At 63.3% G+C, this 24,708-nt stretch carries 23 protein-coding genes; 17 read left to right on the top strand and 6 right to left on the bottom strand.

The annotated features are described in order from the left end of the window. Window positions 1-84: 84 nt before the first annotated feature. From SR858_RS20425 to SR858_RS20410, 4 genes are all read left to right on the top strand, one after another. The gene (locus SR858_RS20425; RefSeq protein WP_026637260.1) at window positions 85-312 is read left to right on the top strand and encodes a sulfurtransferase TusA family protein; all 228 of its coding nucleotides are present in this window, start codon (window positions 85-87) and stop codon (window positions 310-312) included. 196 nt (window positions 313-508) lie between these two features. Next, entirely contained in the window at window positions 509-1,258 is a 750-nt protein-coding gene (locus tag SR858_RS20420) for an electron transfer flavoprotein subunit beta/FixA family protein (RefSeq protein WP_019921702.1), read from the top strand. 10 nt (window positions 1,259-1,268) lie between these two features. Continuing rightward, complete coding sequence (locus tag SR858_RS20415; protein ID WP_019921703.1) at window positions 1,269-2,207, top strand: electron transfer flavoprotein subunit alpha/FixB family protein; 939 nt, start codon at window positions 1,269-1,271, stop codon at window positions 2,205-2,207. A 105-nt stretch (window positions 2,208-2,312) separates the two neighbouring features. After that, window positions 2,313-4,103, top strand: coding sequence for an acyl-CoA dehydrogenase (locus tag SR858_RS20410; RefSeq protein WP_019921704.1), 1,791 nt, complete (start codon window positions 2,313-2,315; stop codon window positions 4,101-4,103). A 114-nt stretch (window positions 4,104-4,217) separates the two neighbouring features. Here the strand turns inward: SR858_RS20410 and SR858_RS20405 are convergent, their stop codons facing one another. Both SR858_RS20405 and SR858_RS20400 read right to left on the bottom strand, forming a co-directional pair. Beyond that, a complete protein-coding gene (locus tag SR858_RS20405; protein ID WP_019921705.1) occupies window positions 4,218-4,808 on the bottom strand; it encodes a glycine zipper 2TM domain-containing protein in 591 nt (196 codons plus the stop codon). Between the two features lie 25 nt (window positions 4,809-4,833). Further along, window positions 4,834-5,250 (bottom strand): NINE protein, encoded by a 417-nt coding sequence (locus SR858_RS20400; protein WP_019921706.1) that lies wholly within the window; start codon window positions 5,248-5,250, stop codon window positions 4,834-4,836. A gap of 227 nt (window positions 5,251-5,477) precedes the next feature. Here SR858_RS20400 and rpsP point away from each other — a divergent pair, with 227 nt between their 5' ends. The 8 genes from rpsP (at window position 5,478) to SR858_RS20360 (ending at window position 12,744) form a co-directional block, all read left to right on the top strand. Beyond that, window positions 5,478-5,723 (top strand): 30S ribosomal protein S16, encoded by a 246-nt coding sequence (gene rpsP / locus SR858_RS20395; RefSeq protein ID WP_019921707.1) that lies wholly within the window; start codon window positions 5,478-5,480, stop codon window positions 5,721-5,723. A gap of 12 nt (window positions 5,724-5,735) precedes the next feature. Beyond that, window positions 5,736-6,296, top strand: a complete 561-nt coding sequence (gene rimM / locus SR858_RS20390; protein WP_019921708.1) for a ribosome maturation factor RimM — start codon at window positions 5,736-5,738, stop codon at window positions 6,294-6,296. A 21-nt stretch (window positions 6,297-6,317) separates the two neighbouring features. Continuing rightward, window positions 6,318-7,064: a tRNA (guanosine(37)-N1)-methyltransferase TrmD gene (gene trmD, locus SR858_RS20385; protein WP_019921709.1), complete on the top strand. Its 747-nt coding sequence runs from the start codon at window positions 6,318-6,320 to the stop codon at window positions 7,062-7,064. 121 nt (window positions 7,065-7,185) lie between these two features. Then, a complete protein-coding gene (rplS, locus tag SR858_RS20380; protein WP_019921710.1) occupies window positions 7,186-7,575 on the top strand; it encodes a 50S ribosomal protein L19 in 390 nt (129 codons plus the stop codon). Between the two features lie 79 nt (window positions 7,576-7,654). Then, entirely contained in the window at window positions 7,655-8,323 is a 669-nt protein-coding gene (locus tag SR858_RS20375) for a CoA pyrophosphatase (RefSeq protein WP_019921711.1), read from the top strand. A 93-nt stretch (window positions 8,324-8,416) separates the two neighbouring features. Then, window positions 8,417-9,382, top strand: coding sequence for a CobD/CbiB family protein (locus SR858_RS20370; RefSeq protein ID WP_019921712.1), 966 nt, complete (start codon window positions 8,417-8,419; stop codon window positions 9,380-9,382). Between the two features lie 189 nt (window positions 9,383-9,571). Then, on the top strand, window positions 9,572-9,907 hold the full coding sequence (locus SR858_RS20365; RefSeq protein ID WP_019921713.1) for a DUF3579 domain-containing protein: 336 nt from the start codon (window positions 9,572-9,574) through the stop codon (window positions 9,905-9,907). 95 nt (window positions 9,908-10,002) lie between these two features. Further along, window positions 10,003-12,744, top strand: a complete 2,742-nt coding sequence (locus tag SR858_RS20360) for a M16 family metallopeptidase (RefSeq protein ID WP_019921714.1) — start codon at window positions 10,003-10,005, stop codon at window positions 12,742-12,744. A 130-nt stretch (window positions 12,745-12,874) separates the two neighbouring features. Here SR858_RS20360 and SR858_RS20355 read toward each other — a convergent pair whose 3' ends face one another. After that, entirely contained in the window at window positions 12,875-13,999 is a 1,125-nt protein-coding gene (locus tag SR858_RS20355) for a mechanosensitive ion channel family protein (RefSeq protein WP_019921715.1), read from the bottom strand. A gap of 181 nt (window positions 14,000-14,180) precedes the next feature. Here SR858_RS20355 and SR858_RS20350 point away from each other — a divergent pair, with 181 nt between their 5' ends. Genes SR858_RS20350 through SR858_RS20330 form a run of 5 tightly spaced genes read left to right on the top strand, consistent with a single transcriptional unit; the run spans window position 14,181 to window position 20,522 of the window. Then, a complete protein-coding gene (locus tag SR858_RS20350; protein ID WP_026637262.1) occupies window positions 14,181-16,469 on the top strand; it encodes an alpha,alpha-trehalose-phosphate synthase (UDP-forming) in 2,289 nt (762 codons plus the stop codon). Continuing rightward, window positions 16,469-17,248 (top strand): trehalose-phosphatase, encoded by a 780-nt coding sequence (otsB, locus tag SR858_RS20345; protein WP_019921717.1) that lies wholly within the window; start codon window positions 16,469-16,471, stop codon window positions 17,246-17,248. The genes SR858_RS20350 and otsB overlap by 1 nt, the downstream gene beginning before the upstream one ends. Next, window positions 17,245-19,110 (top strand): glycoside hydrolase family 15 protein, encoded by a 1,866-nt coding sequence (locus SR858_RS20340; protein WP_019921718.1) that lies wholly within the window; start codon window positions 17,245-17,247, stop codon window positions 19,108-19,110. The genes otsB and SR858_RS20340 overlap by 4 nt, the downstream gene beginning before the upstream one ends. Before the next feature lie 55 nt (window positions 19,111-19,165). Continuing rightward, window positions 19,166-19,630 (top strand): Rrf2 family transcriptional regulator, encoded by a 465-nt coding sequence (locus SR858_RS20335; RefSeq protein WP_026637263.1) that lies wholly within the window; start codon window positions 19,166-19,168, stop codon window positions 19,628-19,630. Then, the gene (locus tag SR858_RS20330) at window positions 19,605-20,522 is read left to right on the top strand and encodes an NAD(P)/FAD-dependent oxidoreductase (protein ID WP_019921720.1); all 918 of its coding nucleotides are present in this window, start codon (window positions 19,605-19,607) and stop codon (window positions 20,520-20,522) included. The genes SR858_RS20335 and SR858_RS20330 overlap by 26 nt, the downstream gene beginning before the upstream one ends. A 153-nt stretch (window positions 20,523-20,675) precedes the next feature. On the opposite strand, the gene SR858_RS20325 is transcribed toward SR858_RS20330, so the two are convergent. The 3 genes from SR858_RS20325 to nagA form a co-directional block, all read right to left on the bottom strand. Beyond that, window positions 20,676-21,983 (bottom strand): tetratricopeptide repeat protein, encoded by a 1,308-nt coding sequence (locus SR858_RS20325; RefSeq protein WP_019921721.1) that lies wholly within the window; start codon window positions 21,981-21,983, stop codon window positions 20,676-20,678. A gap of 104 nt (window positions 21,984-22,087) precedes the next feature. Beyond that, on the bottom strand, window positions 22,088-23,614 hold the full coding sequence (gene nagZ, locus SR858_RS20320; protein WP_019921722.1) for a beta-N-acetylhexosaminidase: 1,527 nt from the start codon (window positions 23,612-23,614) through the stop codon (window positions 22,088-22,090). Further along, on the bottom strand, window positions 23,611-24,708 hold the full coding sequence (gene nagA / locus SR858_RS20315; protein ID WP_019921723.1) for an N-acetylglucosamine-6-phosphate deacetylase: 1,098 nt from the start codon (window positions 24,706-24,708) through the stop codon (window positions 23,611-23,613). Before nagA ends, nagZ begins: the two co-directional genes overlap by 4 nt.

Raw genomic sequence — 24,708 nt, 5'->3', positions numbered from 1 at the left:
GGAGTAGTATTGCGAAAATGCTGCACTACTTCCTAGCTAACTAGCGGGTTCAAGATGACCGACACGATACTAGACAACGAAATCATGGAATTCCACATGGAACTCGATGCGCGCGAACTGCATTGCCCGCTGCCGATCCTCAAGGCGAAAAAAGCCCTGGCAGAACTGCAAAGCGGCGAAGTGCTGCGCATCATGGCAACCGACCCTGGCTCCGTTCGCGACTTCCAGGCTTTCGCCAAACAAACCGGCAACGCACTGCTCTCGCACGTGCAAACGGGCCGCGAATTCGTCTTTTTGATGCGCCGCAAATAAGCCTTTGGCGTTTTCTTTCTCACCAAGCCCTCACTCAGCATTGCAAATGGAATGATCGTCTAAGAAGCTTTTTAGACGACTTCCACTAACTAAAAATCGCACGATCGTGCTTTAATTTATTGTGTCCGGCGGATTTCTCATATAATCTAGCCCACTAATTTAGTCCGTTATTCACTATTTTCCCAAAGGCACAGCTATGAAAGTCTTGGTACCCGTCAAACGCGTGGTCGACTACAACGTCAAGGTCCGCGTCAAATCGGACGGCACCGGCGTCGATATCGCCAATGTCAAAATGTCGATGAACCCGTTCGACGAGATCGCGCTGGAAGAAGCCACGCGCCTCAAGGAATCGGGCAAGGTCACCGAGGTGGTGGCGATATCGTGCGGCGTCGACAAGTGCCAGGAAACCCTGCGCACCGGCATGGCAATCGGCGCCGATCGCGGCATCCTGGTGCAGACCGACGTGGAACTGGAACCGCTGGCAGTGGCCAAGCTGATCAAGGCGCTGGCCGACAAGGAGCAGCCGCAACTGATCATCCTGGGCAAACAGGCCATCGACGACGACTCCAACCAGACCGGCCAGATGCTGGCTGCCTTGCTCGGTTGGCCACAAGCGACGTTCGCGTCGAAAGTGGAACTGGAAGACGGTAAAGTCACCGTTACCCGCGAAGTGGACGGCGGCCTGGAAACCCTGGCGCTCACCCTGCCAGCGATCATCACCACCGACCTGCGCCTGAACGAGCCGCGCTACGTGACGCTGCCGAACATTATGAAGGCCAAGAAAAAACCGCTGGACGTGACCAAGCCGGAAGACCTGGGCGTCGATGTGACCCCGCGCCTGAAAACGCTGAAGGTTGTCGAGCCTGCCAAGCGCTCGGCCGGCATCATCGTGCCGGACGCCGCCATCCTGGTCGCCAAGCTGCGCACCGAAGCCAAAGTCATCTAAAGGAATCATCATGGTCGCATTAGTTATCGCAGAACACGACAACGCCAGCCTGAAAGGCAGCACCCTCCACACCGTGACCGCAGCTGCCCAGTGCGGCGGCGACGTGCACGTGCTGGTGGCCGGTTCCAACGCCGGCGCTGCCGCTGCGGCTGCCGCGCAAATCGCCGGTGTGTCGAAAGTCATCGTGGCCGACGCGCCGCACTTTGCCGACGGCCTGGCCGAAAACGTCGCCGAGCAAATCCTGACCCTGGCGCAGGGCGATGCCTACAGCCACATCCTGGCGCCAGCCACCGCCTACGGCAAGAACATCCTGCCACGCGTGGCCGCCAAGCTGGACGTGGCGCAGATTTCCGAAATCACCAAGGTCGATTCGCCCGATACCTTCGAGCGTCCGATCTACGCCGGTAACGCGATTGCCTACGTGCAATCGTCCGACAAGATCAAGGTCATCACCGTGCGCGCTACCGGCTTCGATGCTGCCGCTGCCACCGGTGGTTCGGCTGCCACCGAAACCGTTGCCGCTGTGGCCGATTCGGGCAAGTCGAGTTTTGTGGGCCGCGAGCTGGCCAAGTCCGACCGTCCGGAACTGACCGCCGCCAAGGTGATCGTGTCCGGTGGCCGTGGCATGGGTTCGGGCGAAGCCTTCAAAGTGCTGGAACCGCTGGCCGACAAGCTGAACGCCGCCATGGGCGCCTCGCGTGCAGCAGTCGATGCCGGCTATGTGCCGAACGACTGGCAAGTGGGCCAGACCGGCAAGATCGTCGCGCCCAACCTGTACATCGCCGTCGGTATCTCGGGCGCGATCCAGCACTTGGCCGGCATGAAAGACTCGAAAGTCATCGTGGCGATCAACAAGGATCCGGAAGCGCCGATCTTCTCGGTGGCTGACTACGGCATCGTGGGCGACCTGTTTGAAGTGGTGCCGCAGCTGGTGGCCGAGCTGGGCTAATCCTCCCTGCTGCAAGGAGCCACGCTGGTCGCGCGCTAGACGCCTGACCATCGTGGCTTTTTTTTACCCGAATTTCCCTACACGACATCAGAATCCGGAGACATCATGCCCTACCAAGCCCCCCTCAAAGACATGCTGTTCGTCATCAACGAACTGGCCGACCTGGCCACCGTCACCGCGCTGCCCGGCAATGAAGACGCCACCCTCGACACGGCCGAAGCCATCCTCGAAGAAAACGGCAAGTTCGTCAGCGGCGTGATCGCGCCACTGAACCACGCCAGCGACAAGGAGCCAAGTTATTGGCACGACGGCCAGGTCACCACCTCGAAAGGCTTTAAAGCCGCGTTCAAGGCCTTCGGCGAGGCGGGCTGGCAGGGTGTGCAGCATCCGGTCGAGTTTGGCGGCCAGGGCTTGCCCAAGTTGCTGGCCACGCCGTGCATCGAGATGCTGAACTCGGGCAGCATTTCGTTCGCGCTGTGCCCGCTGCTGTCGGACGGCGCCATCGAAGCGCTGCTGACGGCCGGCAGCGACGAGCAAAAAGCGATTTACCTGGAAAAGCTGGTCTCGGGCGAATGGACCGGCACCATGAACCTGACCGAGCCGCAAGCGGGCTCCGACCTGGCCGCCGTGCGCACCCGCGCCGAGCCGCAGGGTGACGGCACCTATAAAGTGTTCGGCACCAAGATCTTTATTACGTACGGCGAGCATGATTTCTCCGACAACATCGTGCACCTGGTGCTGGCGCGCACGCCCGATGCGCCGGCCGGTGTCAAAGGTATTTCGCTGTTCATCGTCCCGAAGTTCCTGGTCAATGCCGACGGCACGCTGGGCGCGCGCAACGACGCCCACTGCGTCTCGCTCGAACACAAGCTCGGCATCAAGGCCAGCCCCACGGCCGTGCTGCAATTCGGCGACCACGGCGGCGCCATCGGCACCCTGGTCGGCGAAGAAAATCGCGGCCTCGAATACATGTTCATCATGATGAACGCGGCGCGCTTCGGCGTCGGTCTGCAAGGCATTGGGCTGGCCGAGCGCGCGTATCAAAAAGCGGTGGCGTTTGCGCGCGACCGCGTGCAGTCGCGCGATGTGGCTGGCTCCGCCGGTCCGGTCGCCATCATCCACCACCCGGACGTGCGCCGCATGCTGATGAATATGCGCTCGCAAACCGAGGCAGCGCGAGCGCTGGCCTACGTGGGGGCGGGCTTGTCCGACATCGCCCACAGCCACGCCGACGAGGCGGTGCGCAAGCAGAACCTGGCCGTGTACGAATACCTGGTGCCGATCATCAAGGGCTGGTCCACCGAAATGTCGCAGGACGTGGCGCGCGATGGCGTGCAGGTGCACGGCGGCATGGGCTTCATCGAAGAGACGGGCGCGGCCCAGCATTACCGCGACGCCAAGATCCTCACGATTTACGAAGGCACGACCGCGATCCAGGCCAACGACCTGGTGGGCCGCAAGACCGTGCGCGACGGCGGCGCCGTGGCCAGGGGCCTGGTCGAGCAAGTGCGCGCCACCCAGGCGCAGCTGGCCGCATCGGGCGACGCCAACCTGCAAGCGATTGCCCAGCAACTGGCGGCCGGCGCCGACGACCTGGCGGCAGCGGTGGACTTCGTGGTGGCCAACGTCAAGAGCGACGTCAAAGCCGTGTTTGCCGGCAGCGTGCTGTACCTGAAACTGGCTGGCGTGGTGCTGGGCGGCTGGCAAATGGCGCGCGCAGCGGCGATTGCGCAAGGCAAGCTCGAAGCGGGCGAGGGTGATGCCGGCTTCTACCGGGCCAAGATTGGCACGGCACGCTTCTTTGCCGACCACATCCTGTCGCAGTCGAGCAGCCTGCGCACGGCGATTGTCGATGGCAGCGCCGGCGTGCTGGCGCTGGATGAGGCGCAGTTCTAAGCTCCCCCGGACGTAAAAAAAGCAGCCTCGGCTGCTTTTTTTACGATATGGGGTGCCCGAGAACACCTTCGGAGCGAAGCGCTGCAACGCCGCGAAGGCGTTTATCGCGTGCTCTTAGCGGCGAATTAACGTGCCGTTCTGCTTCTGCACCCGGTCGCCGTTGGCCATCTGCGGGTCGTTGTCGTACACAAAACTGTCCTGCTTGCCGTCGTCGTAGCGCACGTGCACGGTCCACTGCTTGGTGGTCCGTGCATGGCCTTCCACTTGCTTGCCCGCGTAGGCGCCACCGGCGGCACCGGCCAGGGTGGCGAGCTTCTTGCCGCCGCCGCTGCCGACCTGGTTGCCCAGCAGGGCGCCGGCCACGCCGCCGGCGATCAGGCCCACGGCGCCGCCTTCACCGGCTTTTTCACCGACAACGACCGAGGTGACGCGGCCGCAGTCGTGGCAAGCCGTCGCTTTGGGCGCCTTGGTGTTGTAGCGCGCCTTGGCGTCGGCATTGTGCTGCGTGTATTCGCTCTGGGCGTCGCGCAGGCACTGCATGCGCGCGCTCGAACTGCCTTCTTCCGCGCACAGTTTCTTGTCTGCCGCGTAGCGGGTGGCGATGCGCTTGGTCTCGGCGTTGTATTCCGACTTGCTCATCTGCGCATAGGACGTCGATGTCAGGGTAGTGAGCGCCACTGCCAGCAGGATGGAGTGCTTGTTCATATTGTTCTCCTCGTTAATTGTAAAGTTAGCCGTAGGCGCCGCCTGTGTAGAGCAGATCGAAAAGGCGTGAGATTGTGGCAATCAAGCTCGCGGCGCCGATGGTCATGGTGGCAACCAGGACGATGGCGATGGGCCAGCGCGTGTCCGACTGCTTTGCGGAGTGCGGATTGAAGCGCGCATCCCACTTGTCGTCAGGCATCAGGCCCAGCACCAGCGCTTCCAGGAAGCCTGCCAGTCCCGACAGCATAATCGGTAACAGCTGGTAGAAGCCGTCCGCTTGCGGCGCCAGCGTGGCCACCAGCCAGGCGGCGGGCAGGGCCGCCAGGTGCAGCCACAGCCACGGATCGCGCCAGCCGCGCAGGTACAGGCGTTGCAGGCCGAGGCCGCCGAACAGGAAGGCGAGCAGGGTAGCGGTGGTCTTGCTTTTGTGGCGTGCGGTCATTGGAATGCGGCAAAAAAGTTCGGAGGCGGCCAGTATCGGTCATAATGTCGCCCCCGGCCTACTTTTTTGGCAAGAAGCCTCTCCAGGTATTGCCCCGTTGGCCGGAACGGGGGATAATCTTCGATTACCCCAATCTGCCCGATTATTTCATTAACGCTTGCTGCTTTGCGGTCAGGCGCGCTATAATTTGCGGCTTTTTCCGTCCTAGCACACTTTTTGGAAATATTATGGTCGTTATTCGTTTAGCTCGTGGAGGCGCCAAGAAGCGTCCGTTCTTCAACATCGTTGCAACCGATTCGCGCAATCGTCGCGATGGCCGTTTCATCGAACGCATCGGTTTCTACAACCCGATGGCGCAAGGCGGCGAAGTGCCACTGCGCATCACCGCTGACCGTCTGGCTCACTGGCAATCGGTCGGCGCGCAACTGTCGCCAACCGTGGCTCGCCTGGTAGCTTCGAACAAAGCAGCGTAATAGGTTGCTGGTTTGACCGATAAGCAAGCATCCGGGGTGCAAGTCCCCGACGATCTGGCACAGGTAGGCTTTGTCTTCGGTGCCTATGGCGTCGCTGGCTGGGTGAGGATCCGTCCTTTCTCGGAAGATGCGGATGCGCTGCTCTCGGTGAAAACCTGGTGGATCGACAAGCCCATCTTGCACGATGTCGATGTCAAGCAGTGCAAACTGCATGGCGGCGACGTGGTCGCACAGCTGGTCGGCGTCACTGACCGGAATGTCGCAGAAGCGCTCAAGGGCGCCGCTGTTTCCATTCCGCGCAGCCGCTTCCCGGTATTGTCGGAAGACGAGTTTTACTGGACCGAGTTGATTGGTCTGGAAGTAGAAAATCTGCAAGGTGAGTCCCTCGGTACGGTGACTGACATGATGAGCAACGGTCCACAGTCGATCTTGCGCATCAAGCCGGCAACTTCCGCAGAGGCAGCACCCGACGACGCGGCGCAAGAGCGCCTGATTCCATTTGTCGAAGCGTTCATCATCAAGGTGGACAAAGAGGCGAAAAAAATTACTGTCGATTGGGGCCTTGATTACTAGTGAACATAAGGGCGGCCCGCCATGCAATTTGATGTCGTGACCCTGTTCCCCGAAATGTTCGCCGCACTGACGCAGTCGGGTGTCACCCGGCGCGCGTTCGAACAAAATAAATGTGGCTTGTCGTTGTGGAATCCGCGTGATTTCACCACCGACAATCACCGCACCGTGGATGACCGCCCGTACGGTGGCGGCCCCGGCATGGTGATGCTGGCCAAACCCCTGGAAGCGACCATCAACGCAGCGAAAGCGCGGCAAGTTGAAGCCGGTTTGCCGGCGCCGCGCGTGGTGTTCATGTCGCCCCAGGGCAAGCAGTTGACGCACGAGCGCGTGGTCCAGCTCAAGCAGGAACCCGGCCTGGTGATCCTGTGCGGCCGCTACGAAGCAGTCGATCAGCGCCTGTTGGACCGCTGCATCGACGAAGAAATCAGCCTCGGCGATTTCGTGCTGTCCGGCGGCGAGTTGCCGGCAATGGCCTTGATGGATGCCGTGATCCGCCTGATTCCCGGCGTGTTGAACACGGATGCCTCGGCCGTTGAAGACAGTTTCGTGAACGGCCTGCTCGATTCGCCGCATTACACGCGCCCCGAGTCGTACGAAGGCGTGGCGGTACCGCCGGTTTTAATGGGCGGCAACCATGCCGAGATTGGCAAGTGGCGGCGCCAGCGCATGCTGGAAGCGACCGCGCGCAAGCGGCCCGACCTGCTGGTCAAGGCCCGCGCGGCGGGGCAGCTGAGCAAGGTCGATGAAAAGTTTTTGGCAGGTTTATAAAAACCTGTTGTAGTCCCCGGGCAGGTATACCTGTCTATTTTTATTGTAGTGCACCATCCTCTACCGGGCATCGGGCTCAACCCCACAGCGCGCCGGCATGATGGCTTTTGGAGTTTATAAAATGAACGTGATTCAACAACTCGAGCAAGAAGAAATCGCTCGCCTGGGCAAAACCATCCCTGATTTTGCACCTGGCGATACCGTGGTCGTGAACGTCAACGTCGTCGAAGGCACCCGCAAGCGCGCCCAGGCATACGAAGGCGTCGTGATCTCCCGTCGTAACCGTGGCCTGAACTCGAACTTCATCGTTCGCAAGATCTCGTCCGGCGAAGGCGTTGAGCGTACCTTCCAACTGTACTCCCCGCTGATCGCTTCGATCGAAGTGAAACGCCGCGGTGACGTACGTCGCGCTAAACTGTACTACCTGCGTGATCGTTCCGGTAAATCGGCACGTATCAAGGAAAAACTGCCAAACCGTCGCCCAGCGGCGAAAAAAGCAGTCGCCGCTTAATAGCAGCGATTGTGTTTGGAGAGAGGGGCGCCAAGTTGGTGCCCCTCTTTTTAGTCGGTTACTTCATTCCGGAGCCCACTTGGCCAAGCTGCTGTTCGACCCCCGCATATTACCGATCGACGCGATCGCCGGCGAACCGGCGCTGGCGATCGAACGTCTCAACGCCGACTGGCTGCGCCAGCGCTTTGCCGAGCAGCCCGAGTGGGCGCCCGAAGCGGCTGAAACCAACTATGCGGTGCGGGCGGACGGTTCGCCTGCCACTGCCGCGTCGGTCCTGATCGCGTTGGTACAGCGTCCCGAGGGTTTGAGCCTGGTGCTCACCCAGCGCAACGCCGACCTCACCGACCACCCGGGCCAGATCAGCTTTCCCGGCGGCCGCGCCGAAGCGTACGACGCCAGCCCGGTCGAGACCGCGCTGCGCGAGGCGGAAGAAGAAATTGGCCTTGATCGCCCCCACGTTGAAGTGATCGGCAGCTTGCCCGACTATTACACCGGCACCGGTTATCGCGTCACGCCGGTGGTGGCGCTGGTGACGCCGCCGTTCACCCTGCAAGCCGATCCCGGCGAGGTGGAAGAGATTTTCGAGGTGCCGCTGGCGTTCCTGATGGACGGCTTGCACCACCAGCGCTTGTCGGTCGAACTGCCGTCCGGCCGGCGCAGCTTCTACGCCATGCCGTATGGCACCTATTACATCTGGGGCGCGACTGCCGGCATGCTCAGGAATTTATTCCACTTCCTGCGCGCCTGACGCCTTCTTAATGTTTGATTCTGTTACACGTCTAGGTTATCGTAACGGGCATCGAGGTATGGCTGCACGTAGTACCGACCAAAAGGATTATTGATGACATTTCTTTCCATTCTGTGCGCGCTGCTGATCGAGCAAATGAAACCGCTGCGGGCGGATAATTTTATTTACGCGGAGATCAAGGCCCTGGCATTGCGAATGGAGACCTGGTTCAATGCCGGCCAGGCCACGCACGGGCGCATCGGCTGGTTCCTGATGATGGCGATCCTGCTGGTGCCGGTCGCCACCATCTCGTGGGTGCTGCACTACTACGACTGGTTCCTGGCGTCGTTCGCCTGGAACGTGCTGATCGTGTACCTCACGCTGGGCTTTCGCCATTACAGCCACTATTTCACGTCGATCCAGCTGGCCCTGAACGCCGGCGACGAAACCGCCGCGCGCGCGCTGCTGGCCGAATGGACGCGCCAGGACACCATCGGCATGGACGCCAACGAAATCTCGCGCGTGGCCGTGGAAAAGGCGCTGATCACCACCCACCGCAACGTGTTCGGCGTGTTCTTCTGGTTCCTGATACTCGGTCCGGTGGGCGCCATCCTGTACCGCGTGTCGGAATACGTGGCGCGGGCCTGGAACGAGCCGGAACACATGCGCAACGAAGCCTTCGGCCTGTTTGCGGGCCGCGCCTATTACTGGATCGACTGGCTGCCGGTGCGCCTGACCGCCGTGGCGTTTGCCGTGGTGGGCAATTTCGAGGACGCCATCTACGCCTGGCGCAATTTCTCGCGCCGCTGGGCCGACGAGGCGATCGGCATTATCCTGTCGGCCGGCGGCGGCGCCATGGGCGTGCGCCTCGGTTCCCCGGCCGAACACGCGGTGCGCGTGACGCTGATCGACTCGGCCACGGTGGATATCTCCGACGTCGAGGCCGACACCCTGCCGGGCGAAGAGCCGAGCGTGCGGTCGCTGCAAAGCACGGTCGGCCTGGTATGGCGCGCGCTGCTGCTGTGGATGATGTTGTTGCTGCTGCTCTCCGGCGCGGTATGGCTCGGCGCCACGCCTTGAGGATCGCTTGAGCGGGCGATAGCGCGGTACAATAGCGGTGTTCGGTGGTGCAGGGCGCGCATTTTCTGCACCATTGTGGATGTTTTAAATAAAACTCCACGTCAAATCAAGGGCTTACGTATTCAGGTCTTCTATAAGATATAATACGTATGTTCCTCACCCACACGTCTCATCGCAGAGCAGCCGCCCATGGCAGAGTCAGTTCAAAAACCGGTAGAACAGCAGGATTCGTTCTTCATCCTTGGCCAAACCAGCAATGGCCGGGCGTTCCGTCCCAGCGATTGGGCCGAGCGTCTGTGCGGCGTGATGGCCTGCTTCAAGCCGCCTGGCATCGGTGGCGGCCGCGATTCCCACCTGCAGTTTTCGCCTTACGTCACGCCTACCGTGGTCAATGGCGTCAAGTCGGTGGTGGTCAACGGCAAGCTGCGTGACCTCGAACCGATGGCCTATCACTTCGTGATCTCGTTCGCCAAGGACAATGATCTGCAAGTGGTCGATGCCTGCCTGGTCCCCGAGAAAAAATAAATTTAAGTTCGTCCTCAGTAAAATTCCCTGAGGGCTCTCCCCGGCAGGGCAGGCCAGGGCGTATGCTGTGTTCTTCCGTATTCTCGCGAGACACCATGAACGCCAGCCGTCTGAAACACCTTGCCGCTGCCAGCATGCTGCTGTGCGGCCTCTCTTTTGTTGCAACCGGCACCGCCTGGGCCGCCCCTGCCACCATCGCGTTGCCAACTGGCGTGGTCCAGGGCCCCGCCGTCGAAGGCATCACCGAATACCGCCTGCCCAACGGCCTGAAAGTGCTGCTGTTCCCCGACGCATCCAAGCCCACGGTCACCGTCAACGTCACGTACCTGGTGGGCTCGCGCCATGAAAACTACGGCGAGACCGGCATGGCCCACCTGCTCGAGCACATGATGTTCAAGGGCTCACCGAAGAACCGCAGCATCCCGCAGCAATTCGCCAGCCGGGGCATGGACTTCAATGGCACCACGTCGTACGACCGCACCAACTACTACGAAGTGTTCCAGGCCAGCCCCGAGAACCTGAAGTGGGCGCTCGACATGGAGGCCGACCGCATGGTCCATTCCTTCATCGCCCGCAAGGATCTCGATTCCGAAATGACAGTGGTACGCAACGAGTACGAGAGCGGCGAGAACAGCCCGGTCTCGGTCATGCTCAAGCGGATGGACAGCGTGGCCTACGACTGGCACAGCTACGGCCGCTCCACCATCGGCAACCGCAGCGACATCGAGAACGTGCGCATCGAGAATCTGCAGGCGTTCTACCGCACCTACTACCAGCCCGACAACGCGGTGCTGCTCGTCGCGGGCAAATTCGACCCGGCGCAAACGCTGGCGTGGATCACCAGGTCGTTTGGCGCCATCCCGAAACCGAAGCGCGTGCTGCCGCCGTTCTGGACGGTGGAGCCGCAGCAGGACGGCGAGCGCAGTTTCGTCGTGCGCCGCAAGGGCGATATGCAGATCGTCATGCTCGGCTACAAAATCCCGTCGGCGCTGCACCCGGACGCCAATGCGCTGGGCATCATGAGCGAGATCCTCGGCGATACGCCATCCGGCCGCCTGCACAAGGCGCTGGTGGCCACCGGCAAGGCCGCCGAAGTGTTCGCGTTTGGCCAGACCGGCTATGCGCCGGGCCTGGAAATCATCGGCGCCGTGGTCAAGGCGGGCGAGCCGCTCGACCCGGTGCGCGACGCGTTGACGCAGGCGGTGGAAAGCTTTGCGGCCACCCCGCCCACGGTGGAAGAAATGGAGCGCGTGCGCCGCAGCTACAGCAACAGCGTGGAAAAATCGCTCAACGATCCGCAGCAGGTGGGCGTGGCGCTGTCGGAGGAAATCGCGCTGGGCGACTGGCGCCTGCTGTTCCAGAACCGCGACAAGCTGCCCGAGGTGACTGCCGAACAGGTCAGCGCCGCCGCTGCCCGCTACCTCAAGCGCGACAACCGCGTGGTGGGCACCTTTATCCCCGACGACCAGCCGCAGCGCGCCGACATCACCGCCGCGCCGCCGGTGGCGGAAGTGATGAAAGACTTCAAGGCCAAACAAAGCGTGCTGACGTCGGAAGTATTCGACCCGAGCCAGGACAATATCAACGCCCGTACCGAGATCAAGACCATCGGCGGCCTGAAAGTGGCGCTGCTGCCCAAGAAGAACCGCGGCGAGGCGGTATCGGTGGACTTGCAGCTGCACTGGGGCGACGAAAAAAACCTGTTCAACCAGCAGATGGTGGCCGCCTTTGCCGACGAGATGCTGATGCGCGGCACCAGCAAGTACACGCGTGAGCAATTGGCCGATGCCTTTGCCAAATTGAAGATGTCGGGCGGCGTGTACGGCTTCCAGACCACTGGCCCGAACCTCGATGCCGCGCTGCGCCTGGTCGCCCACGTGCTGCGCGAGGCCAGCTTCCCGCAGGACGAATTCGAGCAGCTGCGCCAGCAATGGCTGGTCGGGATAGAATCGTCGCGTAACGAGCCGGAGTCCTTGGCCCATAACGCCATCGAAGAATATTTCGACACCCATCCGAAAGGCGACTTCCGTGCCGCCATGACGGTCGATGAACAGCTGGCGGCGGTCAAGGCCCTCAAGCGCGACGATGTGGTGGCGTTCCACCGCGATTACTATGGCGCAGGTCACGGCGAACTGGCCATCGTCGGTGACTTCGACAAGGCAGCCATCGCGAAAACTATCGACGACAGCTTCACCGACTGGAACAGCAAGGTGACGTATTCTCCGTTGAAGGACACGGCGGTGGACAAGCCGGCCGTGCACCGCGCGATCGACGCGCCGGAAAAGGAAAACGGCATGTTTGCCGCGCGCCTGAACCTGGACCTCAATGTGAACGATCCGGTGTATCCGGCGCTGGACCTGGCCAACTACATTTTCGGTGGCGGCAGCCTGAAGTCGCGCCTGATGGACCGCATCCGCCAGAAGGACGGCCTGTCGTACGGCGGCGGGGCGTCCGTGCACGCGGGCGATATCGACCGCGCCGGCAGCTTCACCGTCAACGCCATCGCCGCGCCGCAGAACCTGAAAAAACTGGAAGCGGCTATCCGCGAGGAGCTCGATCGCGCAGTCAAGCAGGGCTTCACGGCGCAGGAGCTGGCGCAGGCCAAGTCGGGACTGCTGCAGCAGCGCGTGCAAAACCGTTCGCAGGACAAGGTGGTGGCCGGCGGCTGGACCCGTAACCTGTACCTGAACCAGACCTATAGCTGGAGCAAGGACTACGAGGCCAAATTGCAGGCGGCGACGCTGGAGCAGGTCAATGCGGCATTCCGCCAGGCGGTCGATCCGGCCAAGTTGACGGTGGTGGTGGTCGGGGATGAGAAAAAGGCGGGAGGGAAGTAGACGCCGACACTGCTCAACTGTGCTATGGATCCCCGCATTCGCGAGGATGACGAACCCATGGCCGCTGGCTTGAAATCCGTCATCCCCACGCAGGCGGGGATCCTTGGAGCGCCTCAATAGCTGAACCTTGTCAAGGGGGCGGACTATCAGCCACCTTCACCGGCCGCATGCCCAAGGTATCATCCTGCGGCCCCGGCGAATCGAGCACAGGACGCAAGCGCGGCAGCGAATCGGGGTAGTTGGCTGCCACGAACGCGATCATCGCCTCGCGGATTTCGCACCTTAAATCGAACGCCGTGCCTGAATCGACGGCGCTCACCAGCAGGCGCAATTGCATGCCCTTCTCGTTGGCGTCGGTCACGTGCAGCACGCACACCCGTTTGTCCCAGCGCGTTGATGCGTGGGTGATGCGTTCGAATTCGGCGCGCACTTTTTGCACCGGCACGCTGAAGTCCAGCCACAGGAACACCGTGCCGAGGATGCTGGCCGACGTGTGGGTCCAGTTCTCGAACGGGTTTTCGATAAACCACTGCAGCGGCACGATCATGCGCCGCTCGTCCCAGATGCGCACCACCACGTAGGTGCCCGTGATGCGCTCGACGCGCCCCCATTCGCCCTTGACGATCAACACGTCGTCGATGCGGATCGGTTGCGAGAACGCGATCTGCAGACCGGCGATGAAGTTGCCCAGCACCGGCTTGGCGGCGATACCGGCCACCAGGCCCGCCACGCCGGCCGACGCGAGCAAGCTGGCGCCGAACTGGCGCGCGCCAGGTAAGGTCAGCAGCATGAAGCCGAGCCCCAGCAAGACGATGATGGCATTGGCGCTGCGGGTGAGCACCGAGGTCTGGGTGAGCACGCGGCGCGCGCGCATGTTGTCGAGCACATCGACCGGGTTGAGGTCGGAGATGGTCTTTTTGATCGAATTGACGCAGGCGATGGCCAGCCAGGTCAGGCAGACGATCAGCAGCACGCTGACGATGCGCGAGAGCGACGCCAGGAACGGCGTGGTTTCCGGCGCGCCGGTCAGCACCAGGCGCAGTGCGAACAGCACCGCCGCCAGCTGGCTGGGACGGAACGCATATTTGACGGCGTTGGTGGTGTAGGGCCGGTGGCGGGCGATGCGCTTGAGCAGCTCGATGCCGGCGCGGTGCAGCACCAGCGCGATAGCGACGAAGATAACGGCGGTAATGGCGACCACTGCTGCGGCGCGCCACGGACCCTGCTGTAAATCAGTAAAATATTCTAGTTCCATGAGTGAGCATTTTAGGCAAAGGAAAGATATTGCGTCGCACAATGTAACCTATGCGTGCGCTAACGAACAAATGCTTTCCCGTCAATAATGAAACAATAGGCGGGCTGAGGTCGATTGTACGCATCCACCCGAAGATGTCGCGATTCACTGCCACTCTGCAATCTCCTGAGAGGAATTCTTCATGTTGTCACGCTCTGTAAAACTATCTTTACGCTTCATATTGCCGCTGGCGATACTGCTTTGCCTGTTTGCCTACATCGTCGTGCCATTGATGGACAAGCTCACGCTGCGCTGGTCGCTGCGCGACCTCGACAACCGCTCCCAGCTGCTGGCCACCACCTTGCAGGTGCCGCTGCGCGAAGATGTGCTGCTCAACGACAGCGCCCACATCAAGCGGCTGTTCGACGGCGCCATCGAAGACGAGCGCCTGTTCGCGCTGGGCTTTTGCGATGCGTCGGGCAAGCTGCTGTACAAGACCTACACGTATCCGCAATCGCTCGGCTGCTGGAATGCGCCGGCCGACGGCACCGCGCGCAAGTCGCTGGTGCAGCTGCCGCGCGGCCCCGTGCACGTGGCTGAAACCCCGATCATGGATGCCGGTTCCGAGCTTGGCCGCCTGATCCTGGTGCACGACATGAGCTTCATCGAGCGCCGCAGCGCCGAGACCACCAAGTACGTGCTGGGCTTCTTCGCATTGCTGGCCGTGGCGATCGCCTTCCTCACCCTGCTGGTCTCGCACCTGAGCTGGCGCGGCTGGCTGGCCAGCTTGAACGATGTGCTGCGCGGCCAGCTGATCCCGCGCGCCACCGCCAAGCCCGACCCGGACGCGCCACCGCCGCCACCGGAGATGGAACCGCTGATCGGCGAGTTGCGCAGCCTGCTCGAGGAATACCACCAGGAGCGCCAGCACAGCGACGGCGGCAGCTACACCGCCAACGGCTCCGACTGGGCGCCTGAAAAACTCAAGGCCCTGCTGCAGCAGGATCTCGCCGGCGACCAGGTGCTGGTCGTCTCAAACCGCGAACCGTATATCCACGAAAAGGCCGCCGATGGCACCGTCAAGGTGCGCCGGCCGGCGTCCGGCCTGGTGACGGCGGTGGAGGCGGTCATGCGCGCCTGCTCCGGCACCTGGATCGCCCACGGCGCCGGCAGCGCCGACCGCGAAACCGTGGACAAGAATGACCACGTCCCCGTGCCGCCAAAAAATCCGAGCTACACGCTGCGCCGCGTATGGCTGACCGAAGAAGAAGAGAAGGGCTACTACTACGGCTTCGCCAACGAAGGCCTGTGGCCCCTGTGCCATATCGCCCACGTGCGCCCGGTATTCCGCTCGTCGGACTGGGAAGAATACGTCAAGGTCAACCGCCGCTTTGCCGACGCCGTGATCAAGGAAGCGCGCACCGACAACCCGGTGGTGCTGGTACAGGATTACCACTTCGCCCTGCTGCCGCGCATGGTGCGCGAGGCGCTGCCGAAAGCGACGATTATCACGTTCTGGCACATCCCGTGGCCCAACTCGGAGTCGTTCGGCATTTGCCCGTGGCGCGAAGAGATCTTGGAAGGCATGTTGGGCAGCACCATCCTGGGCTTCCACACGCCGTTCCATCGCAAGAACTTCCTCGACACCGTGGACCGCTACCTGGAAACCCGGATCGAGCCGGAAGCCTCTACCATCTCGTACGGCAATGAGCTCACGCAGGTGGAAGACTACCCGATCTCGATCGCCTGGCCCGATTACCCGGACACCGTGCCGGTGGACGTGTGCCGCACCGAGATCCGCCAGATCCTCGGCGTGCCGCAAGACCACCTGCTGGCGTTCGGCGTCGATCGCCTCGACTACACCAAGGGCATCCTGGAGCGCTTCCAGGCCGTGGACCGCATGCTGGAAATGCATCCGGCCATGGTGGGCAAATTCAGCTTCGTGCAGATCGCCGCGCCAAGCCGCTCCGACCTCGAGGAATACATGAACTTCGAGCAGCGCGTGCGCAAGCTGGCCGACAAGATCAACGACCGCTATGGCAAGGACGGCTACCTGCCGATCATCCTGAAAATCGAGCACCACGACCAGAACGAATTGCAGCGCTACTTCCGCGCCAGCGAAGTATGCATGGTGACCAGCCTGCACGACGGCATGAACCTGGTGGCGAAAGAATTCATCGCCGCCCGCGACGACGAACACGGCGCGCTGGTGCTGTCGCAGTTCACTGGCGCCGCGCGCGAGCTGCACGAGGCGCTGATCATCAACCCGTACCATATCGAACAGGGTGCCGAAGCGCTGTATCGCGGCCTGACCATGCCGTCGGTGGAGCAGGTCGAGCGGATGCGCAGCATGCGCGACCGCGTGCGCCGCTTCAATGTGTACCGCTGGGCGGGCCACATGCTGCTTGACGCGGCACGCCTGCGCAAGCGCGAAAAAGTGATGCAGAAGATCCGCGCGCATAGCCGCACCAACCTGCGCCGGGTGGGCTGATGATGGCTACTGAAGTGGAAAAATTTGCCCTCGCAGAATGGCTCGATGGCGCGGTATTCCTCGACTTCGACGGCACTCTGGTGGACCTGGCGGAAACGCCCGATACGGTGGTGGTGGCGCCGGGGCTGGTGCAGGTACTTGCATCGCTGGCGGAACGGCTGCAAGGCCGGCTGGCGATTGTCAGCGGCCGGCCCATCGCGCAGATCGACGCCATGCTGGCGCCGTTGAAGCTGCCGGTGGCCGGCGTCCATGGCGCCGAACGCCGCGACTACAACGGCCAGTTGCACGTCGCCAAGGCGCCGTCGCTCGATGCCGCGCAACTGATCCTGCGCGCGCTCGTGCTCGCGCACGACGGCCTGCTGCTCGAAGAAAAGCGCGGCGCGCTGGCGCTGCACTATCGCCTGGCGCCTGGCCTGCGCGTGCAGTGCGAGCAGGCCATGGAAGCGGCGCTGATCGCATCGCCCGGCACCGTGCTTTTGCATGGCAAAATGGTGCTCGAGCTGAAGCCGGCCACTGTCAACAAGGGCAGTGCCGTGGCCGAATTTTTGCAGGAAGAGCCGTTCAAGGATTGCCTGCCGGTGTTCGTCGGCGACGATACCACCGACGAAGCAGGTATCGCCTACGCCCAGCAATTGGGCGGCATCGGCGTGAAAGTCGGCGCGGGACCGAGTGCGGCCCGCTGCCGCCTGGACTCGCCCCAGGCGCTGCACGCGCAGCTGGTCCATGCTGCGCAGGCAGCCCCATCTACCAGTAGCATCAGCCCAGGAGACACGCCATGACTTCAATACACGGTACGACCGGCACACCCGGCATCCCCGTCGCACCGACCGCGCTCGGTCCCGTCAACGCTCCAGTCACCCCCGAAGCATCGCTCAACTGCGGCGTGATCGGCAACTGCTCGTACAACGCCATGGTCGATAAAAGCGGCAACATCGTCTGGTGCTGCCTGCCGCGCTTTGACGGCGATCCGGTGTTCAACGCCTTGCTCGACAACTCCGACAATGGCAGCGTGTGGAGCATCGAGCTGGAAAACTGCGTCAAGACCGAGCAGTTCTACGATCCCAACACCGCCGTACTGCGCACGCGCCTGACTGACGCCGACAACCACGGCATCGAGATCACCGACTTCGCGCCGCGCTTTCTGAGCCGCGACCGCATGTTCCGGCCGCTGATGCTGATCCGCCGCATCCGTATCCTCAACAGCGCGGTGCGCATCCGCGTGCGCGTGCGCCCGCGCTTCGACTGGGGCCGCGTGACGCCGCAGATCACGCGCGGCAGCCACCATATCCGCTATGTGGGACCGGAACAGACGCTGCGCCTCAACACCGACGCGTCGCTGAGCCACCTGCTGTCCGAATCGTGGTTCCTGGTGAATAAATCGCTGAACTTCACGCTGGGCCCGGACGAGACGCTCAACGAAGGCATCGAGGATATCTGCCGCCGTTTCGAGAAAGAGACCGTCAACTACTGGCGCAACTGGAGCCGCCGCCTGGCCCTGCCGTACGAGTACCAGGACGTGGTGATCCGTGCAGCGATCACGCTCAAGATGTCGCTGTACGAAGACACTGGCGCCATCATCGCCGCCATGACCACCAGCATACCCGAGGCGCCGGGCAGCGAGCGTAACTGGGATTACCGCTTCTGCTGGCTGCGCGACGCGTTCTTCGTGGTGCGGGCGTTGAACAGCCTGTCCGAAGTGGGCACGATGGAAGAGTACCTGCGCTGGCTCTCCAATATCGTCGCCAGTTCCAAGGGCGGCCATATCCAGCCCCTGTACGGCATCGGCCTGGAAGAACACCTGCCCGAATCGACGCTCGACCATCTGCCCGGCTATCGCGGCCACAAGCCCGTGCGCGTGGGTAACCAGGCGCAGGAACACTTCCAGCACGACGTGTACGGCAACGTGGTGCTCGGCGCGGCGCAAGCCTTCCTCGACCACCGCTTGCTCAATCGCGCCGGCGTGGCCGAATTCGCGCTGCTCGAAGCGGTGGGCGAGCAGGCCTTCCGAGTGCACGACCAGCCCGACGCCGGCATGTGGGAGCTGCGTACCCGTGCGCGCGTGCACACGTCGTCGATGTTGATGAGCTGGGCCGCGTGCGACCGCCTGTCGAAAATCGCTCACGTGCTGGAACTGCCGGACCGCGCCGCCTACTGGCAGGGCCGCGCCGACCAGATCCGCGAACCGCTGCTGCGCGACTCATGGAGCGAGGAACGCCAGGCATTCGTCGAAAGCCTGGGCGGCCGCGATCTCGATGCCAGCGTGCTGTTGATGGCCGAAGTGAACTTCATCGACCCGATGGACCCGCGCTTCATCAAGACCGTGGAAGCGCTGGAAAAAACCCTGTGCGACGGCCCGTACATGCGCCGCTACGAAGCGCCCGACGATTTCGGCAAGCCGGAAACCGCGTTCAACATCTGCACCTTCTGGCGCATCGATGCACTGGCGCGCATCGGCCGCAAGGAAGAAGCGCGCGAAATTTTCGAGACCATGCTCAAGGCCCGCAACCACCTCGGTTTGCTGTCGGAAGACACGCACCCGGTCACCGGCGAAATGTGGGGCAATTTCCCGCAGACGTATTCGATGGTGGGGCTGATCAACTGCGCCATGCGGCTGTCCGCGCCATGGGATAGCGTCATTTAAAGCGTTTTTAGCGGTTGGCGTGCGCGATCTGGTTTTATGTACTATCATTAGTTACATGAGACGAGACAGCAAGCTATCTTCCATCCTGCACGTGCTGCTGCACATGGCGCAGGCCAACCGCCCGTTCACTTCCGAGGAGCTGTCCGGCTTCCTCGATACCAACCCGGTGCTGGTGCGGCGCGTGCTGGCCGGCCTGCGCGAGCGTGGCTATGTCAGTTCCGGCAAGGGCCATGGCGGCGGCTGGGTCATCACTTGCGACCTCGGGACGGTGACCCTGCGCGACATCTACGAAGCCGTGGGTTCACCCACCGTGTTCGCCATGGGCAACCGCACCGAGGAACCGGGATGCCTGGTCGAGCGGGCCATCAACGACGCCCTGGCCAGCGCCTTCGATGAGGCGGAAGCATTGCTGATCGAGCGTTTCAAGGATGTCACGCTGGCCGACCTGTCGGCCCGCTTCAATCGCGAATATGCCCATCACCAGGGAGCACTCCATGACCACCCAAAAAATGTCGACTGAGTTCGACGTCATCGTCGTCGGCGGCAGCTATGCCGGCCTGTCGGCCGCCACCCAGCTGGCCCGTGCGCGCCGCCGCGTGCTGGTGATCGACGCCGGCCAGCGCCGCAACCGCTACGCGCAGCACTCGCACGGCTTCCTCGGCCAGGACGGCCGCGAGGCGGCCGCGATTGCCGCCGAGGGCAGGGCGCAGCTTTTGAAGTATCCGACGGTGCAGTGGCTGGAGGGCGCCGCCGCCCAGGCCACGCGGCTGGCCCGGGGCTTTCGTATCACCCTAACCGATGGCCGTGGCTTCGACGCGCAGGCGCTGGTGCTGGCCACCGGCGTGGTCGATGAACTGCCGGCGCTGCCCGGCCTGGCCGAGCGCTGGGGCATGAGCGTGTTTCACTGTCCTTACTGCCACGGCTACGAATTGATGGAGGGACGCATCGGCGTGATGGCGGTCGGTCCGCTGTCGATGCACCACGCGCTGATGCTGCCCGACTGGGGCCAGGTCACGCTGTTCCTCAACGAGACGTTCGAGCCAGACGTAGAACAACTGGCGTCGATGGCCAGGCGCGGCGTGACCATCGAGCGCACGGCGGTGCGGCGTATCGCGGGCCACGCCACGGTGGAACTGGCAGACGGCCGGGCAATCGACATGGCGGGCCTGTTCGTGGTGAGCCGCACCCACAGCGGCAGCCCGCTGGCAGAACAACTGGGCTGCGAGATGGAAGAGGGCCCGACCGGCCTGTTCGTGCGCACCGACGCGACCAAGGCCACCAGCGTGGCGGGCGTCTTCGCCTGCGGCGACTCCGCCCGCGCCGCCGGCAATGTCGCCATGGCGGTGGCCGACGGCGCCATGGCCGGCGTCGCTGCCCACCGCCTCACCATCTTCGGCGCCCAAGCCGCCTAACTTCGGGGTCAGTGCCGACATTCGGACACGAACTAAGCCTTGCGGCTGTTGAGCTCGTGTCTAAATGTCGGCACTGACCCCGAAGTAACGCTGACCCCGAAGTAACTGGCGTAAAAAAGCCGGCGGTTAGCCGGCTTTTTTTGTTGCGGCTGCTTACTTGGCAGCTGGTGCAGCGGCTGGCTTGTTCTGGTACATGATCCAGAAGCGGGCCAGGTCGGCGCGGCCGTCATCGCCCTGGATGGTTTCGAGCAGCTTGATCGATTCGTCCTTCTTGCCGGCCATGGCCAGGGCGTAGCCCAGGCGCAGCTTGGCGTCGTCAGGATTTTTCGACACGCCCTTGGCGATACCCTGCTTCATCAGGTCGATACCCTTGTCGAACTGGCCCAGGGTGATGTAGTTGTAGCCGAGGTTGACCAGGCCGACGCCTTCTTTCGATTTTTGAGCGGAAGCGATGCCTGCATCGATGTTCTTGGCATCGTCGGCGGCGCCACGGGTGGCGGTGTCGCGGATCTTGGTGATCGCTGCCTTGTCCTTGCCGGCCGGGATGGTGCCGTTCGGGTAGGCCTTGTCGATGGCGATTTTCGCTTCGGTGAAAAAGCCGCCCAGCGAGGCCAGCTCGGCTTGCTCCAGGTAGTCTTCGGTTTCCATTTTCGACGGGGCGGCTACCGCTTTCAGGCGGGCCATGTCCAGGTCCAGGCGCTGGGCGTAGGTCTTCTTGCCGCGCGTGCGGTTCAGCAGGTCGAACCAGTAGTCTTCGCTCGGGTAGTAGCGCACCAGCTCTTCCACGGCGGTCAGGTACAGCGGCGTGTCCTTGGTCTTGATGCCGATGTTGCCGAGCAGGTTCAGCGTGTCTTTCGACGGCGCGGTACCGGCCTGCTTGGCGGCAGCGATGTCCTTCTGCACTTCGGTCTTGGCGCTGGCGAAATCGTCCTTGAGGAAGTACGAGCGGATGATGAACTGGCGCTGCTTGGCAGTGTCGCCCGACTCGGCGCCATAGCGGTTGAACCAGACGATGGCCTTGTCGTAGTCCTTGATATTGCTGTAGTAAATGCTGCCCACGGCATCGATGAATTTGAGCTTTTGCTCCGGCGTCAGGCGACCGGAGTCGATCATGCCTTCGAGACCTTGCACGGTCATTTGCTGGTCGCCGCTGGTCTGGCCCAGCTGCGCGCGCAACTGGTTGAGCACGAACGATTCGTACGGTGTCAGGTTGGGCGCTGCCGCCGCGGTATCGATGCGGGTTTTGACTTCGGCGTAGTTCTTGGCGTCCAGCAATTCCTTGATCTGCTTGGTTTCGATCAGTTTGAAGATCTCGGGACGGACGGTGTCGGCCTGCGCTGGTGCAGCGGCCTTTTCCTTGTCCTGGGCGTGGACCATGTTCATGCCCAGCATGGCGGGAGCGGCGTTGAGGCCGATGGCGGCCAGGATCAGGCTGATACGAGCAAGACGAATGTGGGACATGTGTAATCCTTCGATCATAGACTTTGGTTTTCTCAGGGGCGCTGGCGCAGGCACAGCGGCCAAACGCGCGTATTGTTACATAAAAAACGCCTTCCGCGCCGAATTCAAGTGTGCGTCGGCGGGGGCGCGCCGAAGCCCGGCACCGGTGTGCGGCCGGACGCTGGCAGTTCGCCCGCGAACCAGTCGTTGACGGCGTCGAGCGCGGGCGCCGCGAAGCCGTAGGTGAGCAGGGCCGGCGCGGCGATGTCGAGCGCCTGGTACGGGTTCCACAGCGCCAGGTGCAAATCGGGACGCCAGGTGCGGCGCGCATGTTCGCCGTAGCGCAGGCGCGAGGTGGACGCCAGGATGGTAAAACGGCCGTCCTGCGGCAGCGCGGTCCAGTCGAAGGCGTCGGCATCGGCATACGTCAGCAGTTCGACGTCGTACAGGCGGCGCAGCGAGTCGGCCACCCGTGCTGCCGGCACGCCCGCTTCCGATACGCCGTCGCTGACCACGTCCTGGCGTACCACCAGGCGCAGCTTGGCGCCCGGAGCGGGGCGCTGCGGATCGCCATGCGCGGTGAGTGCGCGGCGCCAGCCTTCGGCCATTACCACGCGGTCGGCGGCATCAATCAGGTAAGGCGGCTGGCTGCACGGGTAGTCGCGCGCCAGCGCCGCCAGCCGCGCGAGCCGCTGCTGTACTTCATCGATCGGCAGTTCGCCCGAGGCGATGGCGGCGGCAATCGCCGCCAGGGTTTCTTCCTGCGTTTGCGGTGTGCCCAGCGCCATCACCATGTCGGCGCCGGCCGTGAGCGCGCGCACGGCCGCGTTGCCCACGCCGTAGCGGTGCGCAATCGCATGCATGTCCATGCCGTCGGTGATGATGATGCCGCGATACTGCCACTGGTCGCGCAGCAGGTCGTGCAGGATGGCGCGCGACATGGTGGCGGGGTTGTCGGCGTCGAGCGTGGGATAGACGATATGCGCGGTCATCATGGCCGGCGCATGTGCAGCGGCGGTGCGGAACGGCGCCAGTTCCATCCGCTCCAGCTCAAGCACCGGCTTGTCCACCGTGGGCAGGTCGCGGTGCGAATCGACGTTGGTGTCGCCATGGCCGGGGAAGTGCTTGACGCAGCAGGCCACGCCTTCTGCATGGCTGCCGGCCATCCAGGCCAGCGCCAGTTCGGCGGCGCGCTGTGGATCGGCCCCAAACGAGCGCTCGGCGATCACCGGGTTGTACGGGTTGTTGTTGAGGTCCAGTACCGGCGCGAAGTTCCAGTTGAAACCGAGCGATTTGATGGCGCGCGCCACTGCCGCCCCGGTGCGCTGCGCCAGGCCGGCATCGTCGGCCGCGCCCAGGCCCATGGCCGACGGCGGCGCCGGCACCCAGGTGGCGCGCACCACGGCGCCGCCTTCCTGGTCGATGGCGATCAGCGACTCCGGCCCCATCACGGCGCGCAGGTCGGCCGTCAGTTTGGACAACTGGGTGGCGTCGGTCATATTGCCGCGAAACAGGCACACGGCGCGGATGCCGTTGGCCTTGATGAAGCCGGCGGTGGCGGCATCGAGCTCGGTGCCGGGGAAGCGGATCATGATCAGCTGGCCGGCCAGTTGGCGTACATCGTTCGGGTTTAAATCGTTTTTATCGGTCACAGTCGTTCGCCTTCTATGTACACGGCTTTGAGTTGCAGGTCGCGGTCCAGCACCACCAGGTCGGCCCAGGCGCCGGTGGCCAGGCGGCCCCGGTCGGGCAGGTCGAGGTAGTCGGCGGCGTAGGTGGACACGCGCGCCGAGGCGTCCGCCAGGTCGAGCCCGATCTTGACCAGGTTGCGCAGCGCCTGGTCCATGGTGAGCGCGCTGCCGGCCAGCGTGCCGTCGGGCAGGCGCACGCCGCCCAGGCATTTCATGACCACCTGCCGGCCCAGCATGTATTCGCCGTCGGGCATGCCGGTGGCGGCGGTGGAATCGGTCACGCAATAGAGCTTCGGGATGCAGCGCAGTGCGGTGCGGATCGCGCCCGGGTGCACGTGCAGCAGATCGGGGATCAGTTCCGCGTACTGCGCGTGGGCCAGCGCCGCCCCCACCATGCCGGGCTCACGGTGGTGCAGGCCGGTCATGGCGTTGAACAGGTGGGTGAAGCCGTGGGCGCCGTGTTCCAGCGCCGCCTTGCCGTCTTCGTACGATCCTGCGGTGTGGCCGAGCTGTACCCGCATGCCGGCGTTCGCCAGCGCTTTGACCAGGTCCAGGTGGCCGGGGATTTCGGGCGCTACCGTGATCAGTTTCAACGGCGCCAGCGCTGCCAGTGCGCGTACATCGTCCAGCGTGGCCGCGCGCGCGTAGTCGGGCTGCGCACCGAGCTTGCCGGGGTTGATGTACGGCCCTTCCAGGTGGGCGCCCAGTACCCGCGCCTCGCCGGCGCCGCGCCGGGCAGCGGCACGGCCGATGGCGCCCAGCGCCTGCTCGATGTCGTCGGGCGGGGCGGTCATGGTGGTGGCCAGCAGGCTGGTGGTGCCGTGGCCGGCGTGCAGGGCGGCGATGGTGCGCACGGCGTCGCCGGCTTCCATCACGTCCTTGCCGCCGCCGCCGTGCACGTGCAGGTCGATGAAACCGGGCAGGATATAGTCGTCGGTGTTCGACGCCGGATCGACCGCGCCGCCTTTGACGACGGCGATATGCGTATCGAAACCGATGTCCCCGTAGACCCAGCCCTGGGGAGTGAGGATATTGCCTGTGATTGCAGCACGCAT

The sequence above is a fragment of the Duganella zoogloeoides genome, from assembly GCF_034479515.1.
Taxonomy (GTDB): domain Bacteria; phylum Pseudomonadota; class Gammaproteobacteria; order Burkholderiales; family Burkholderiaceae_D; genus Rugamonas; species Rugamonas zoogloeoides.
The sequence above is the reverse complement of the archived record's forward strand: the minus strand, read 5'-3'. Positions and strand labels throughout refer to the sequence as shown.